Source organism: Oceanicaulis sp. UBA6590, from assembly GCF_002433705.1.
Lineage (GTDB): Bacteria > Pseudomonadota > Alphaproteobacteria > Caulobacterales > Maricaulaceae > Oceanicaulis.
Genome location: NZ_DJIQ01000028.1, coordinates 6105 through 9627, shown reverse-complemented (window position 1 = coordinate 9627; position 3523 = coordinate 6105). Strand labels below are relative to the sequence as shown.

At 61.4% G+C, this 3523-nt stretch carries 3 protein-coding genes; all 3 read right to left on the bottom strand.

Annotated elements, in window-relative coordinates:
- Positions 1–268 precede the first annotated feature (268 nt).
- Positions 269–748 (bottom strand): Lrp/AsnC family transcriptional regulator, encoded by a 480-nt coding sequence (locus B2Z70_RS06330; protein ID WP_292982030.1) that lies wholly within the window; start codon positions 746–748, stop codon positions 269–271.
- Positions 749–880: 132 nt separating this feature from the next.
- Entirely contained in the window at positions 881–2341 is a 1461-nt protein-coding gene (locus B2Z70_RS06325) for a S10 family serine carboxypeptidase-like protein (RefSeq protein ID WP_292982029.1), read from the bottom strand.
- A 230-nt stretch (positions 2342–2571) separates the two neighbouring features.
- Positions 2572–3523, bottom strand: a 952-nt coding sequence (locus B2Z70_RS06320) for an aldehyde dehydrogenase family protein (protein WP_292982028.1), incomplete at its 5' end; no start/stop codon positions are given.

Below are 3523 nucleotides of genomic sequence, written 5' to 3'. Positions count from 1 at the left end.
CCTGTTCGCCCGCCGCGATGACCACATAGGAGTCTGTCTCAGGCGCCTGGGCCTGAGCGGGATGGGAGGACAGCGAGACAAGAAGAGCGGTGACGCTGAATGTGACGAGGGACAGGCGCATGAGCGGAAAACTCCGTTCTGTAAACACGGCGCCTGAGGGCGCTTCATGCAAACTAGCGCGCTTGTAGTCGATAATTATTCCAAACGTAGTTCTTGGTGCGAGAGGTTGGGGAGAATTTTGCCATGATCCCGGTCAAAAGCGACCGGATCAAGTCTCGGAAATATGAACGGGGAGGGCCGTCGTATTCTTCATCTGCGAGAGCGCCACGATGGAGCTGACATCCTCGACGCCGGGCAGTTTCAGGATCGTATTAAAGATAAACTCTTGATACCATTTGATATCCGGGGCCACGACCTTGATCATGACATCGCGCTCGCCCAAGATGGAATAGCATTCCACAACTTCCGGAATCGACATTACGCCACGCACAAATTTTTGCCGGTCGGCGTCCGCAAGGTAGGAGATTTTCAGCTGGGCGAAGACGTGCAGGTGCACACCCAGCTTCTCCGGATCGAGCAGCGCGACCTGGGCGCGGATATAGCCTTCCTCGCGAAGACGCTGGATGCGTCGCCAGCAGGGCGATTGTGACAGGCCCACACGATCCGCGAGCTCGGCGGTGGAGATGGAGCAGTCCTTCTGGAGCTGCTCGAGAATGCGCACATCAATGGCGTCGAGCTTCTGGCTCATTGCATCACTCCCCTGTGCTTGCGCATGCGTCATTCGGATCGTGACGCATTCAAAGGTGAAACTTCAGTGTTTCATCGTCAGGGCGATTAAACAATTTGCCAGAGCCGAAAACAACAGAATTTCAAACCTGAGCTATCGGCTCAGGAATGCGCGCAAATCCGCTGTCATCGCCGCCAGCGCTTCGGGGTTGGTGTAGGCCATATGCCCGCCCTCATACTCGGCGATGAATACCCGACCCTGACCGCCTTCCAGATGATCCGCCAGATACCGTGCGGGCCCCAGCGTGGTGGTGGTGTCGTAAATCCCGGTTCCGATCAGCACGCCGAACGTCTCAGACGCCGCCAGAGCAAGCTCCAGAGAGGATGCATAATCATAGTCGTCAAACGGGCCGCCCATTCCGCCGGTCGGCAACCAGCGCCAGTCCGAGGCATTGGCCGCATACCAGGCGTAGTCTTCCATGGGCAGGCTGACATTCAGGGTTTCGGTGAAATGCGCGCTCAGCGCCTGGGGCACCCAGCTGGCGACCGGAGCGAACGGGTCAGCGGGGCGTTCGCCCGCCGCCGGCGCATCGCCGACATAGCGCGCATCATAGACGGCGAGACGCTGGTCTTCGTCTGCCAGCAGAACGCCCCGGAACGCCGCCTTGGTGATGGCGAGGCGATGGGTGAGGAAATAGTCCGCCGGCACGCCTGTATAGGCTTCAAGCTGTGCGGCGATCGTTTGTCGGTCAGGGGGTGGCAGGGCCTCGCCTTGTGACAGCGCCAGCAAATACTCGCTCATTGCCCAGGCATGCACCTCGTCGATGAAGGCGGCCATCGTGCGCCCTTCAAGGTCAGCCTTGCCATGATAGGCGGCGATGGCGGCGAGGGAGGCCAGATTGGTGGCGTGCGAGACGATATTGTCGGCGCGCTGGGAGGTCTCGATCATGTTCACGGCCTGCCCGAGCAGGATGACGCCCTCAAGCGGCCGGGTCTGCGCCATCAACCCGGCGACCACGCTGGCGCGCAAGGTGCCGTAGCTTTCACCCAGCACATAGACCGGCGCATCGTTTCGCCCATGATCCTCCAGCCAGCGGGTGATGAAGTTGGCGGTCAGCTGCGCATCGCCCATGACGGTCAGCAGGACGTTGTCTTCATCCTCGCCGGTGACGCGACTGAAGCCCGTGGCGGGCGGATCGATGAAGACGAGATCGGCCACATCCAGAAGCGTATCGGTGTTCGCCGTGAGTTCGGCGTCCGCCGGAACAGGCGCAGCCGGGTCCGCCGGCGCATTGATCCGAACAGGACCGAGCCCGCCCATATGCAGCCAGCTTGACGGCGCGCCGGGCCCCCCATTGAACAGGAAGATCACAGGCCGTTCTTCTGGTGCTCCGGCTTCGCCCAGATAGGCGGTCGTCACAAGGCTGACGGCGGGCAGGCCGCCCGTCGCCGCCATATGCGTGCGTTCGACCGACGCCTCATACGTCACGCGCTCGCCGCCAAACTCGCCCTCAAAACGGGTGTTGGCGTTCAGACGTTCGTTCTGGGCCAGAGCTGGCAGGGCGCAGGTGCTGGCGAGCGTGGTCGCAAGAAGGGCGGCGCGCAGAGAGATCATGGAGGTATCCTGTTTTCAGTCCGGCCCAGTCTAGCGCGGCGGCTTTGCATGGATGGACCAAAATCGGCGCCGCCCACAGCCGCTTGCGGCAAACTCATGCAAGAACAGGGAAGTTGATGCTTAGAGCTTTCCGTATTCGGCCGTGTCCGGATTGGTCCTCACCCGCGCTCTCATGAAAAGGCCCGCCCGGATCGTGCGGGCGGGCCTGATTATGCTGTTAGGCTCTGGGTCTAGTTCAGGACCGAGACGGCCTTGGCGTTGACGAACTCCTTCATGCCGAAGCCGCCATGCTCGCGGCCATAGCCGGAATTCTTGACCCCGCCGAAGGGCAGGTTGGGCGTGGCGATGTCATAGCCGTTGATCATCACCATGCCGGTGTCGAAATGGTCGCGCGCCAGCTTGAGCGCCTTGTCCTCATCCTTCGAGAAGATGCCGCCGCCCAGACCGTAGCGGCTGTCATTGGCGATGCGCATGGCGTCTTCATCGTCCTTGGCGCGAATGACCGAGGCGACCGGACCGAACAATTCGTCATCATAGGCGGGCTGACCCGGCTTGACGTCCACCAGCACCGTGGCGGGATAATAGGCGCCGTCCTTGTCCGGCACTTCACCGCCGCACAGAGCCCGGGCGCCGTTCTCGATGCTCTTGCGGACCTGGTCGTGAAGCTGGTCGCGCAGCTCAACACGGGACATGGGGCCGAGCTCGGTCTCCTCTTTCATGGGGTCGCCCATTTTGATTTCGGCCATGGCCGTGGCGTAACGGTCGACAAAGGCGTCATAGTGTTTGTCCGTGACGATGAAGCGCTTGCCGTTCACACAGGTCTGGCCGTTGTTGAACAGGCGCGCCTGAACACAGGTCTCAACCGCAAGATCAAGATCCGCGTCCTCCAGAACGACATAGGCGTCATTGGAGCCCAGTTCGAGCACGGTCTTTTTCAGGTGTTCCCCGGCCTTCCTGGCGACGGTCTTGCCGGCGCCCTCGCTGCCGGTCAGGGTCACGCCGCGCACCTTGTCATGGGCGATCACGTCATCGGACTGGTCATGATCGATCAGCAGCACCGTGAACAGGCCTTTGGGCAAGCCGGCCTCCTCATAGATCTGCTTGAGCAACAGCCCGCTTCCGGTGCACGATTCAGCGTGCTTGAGCAGGACGCCATTGCCCGCCATGAGGTTGGCGATGGAA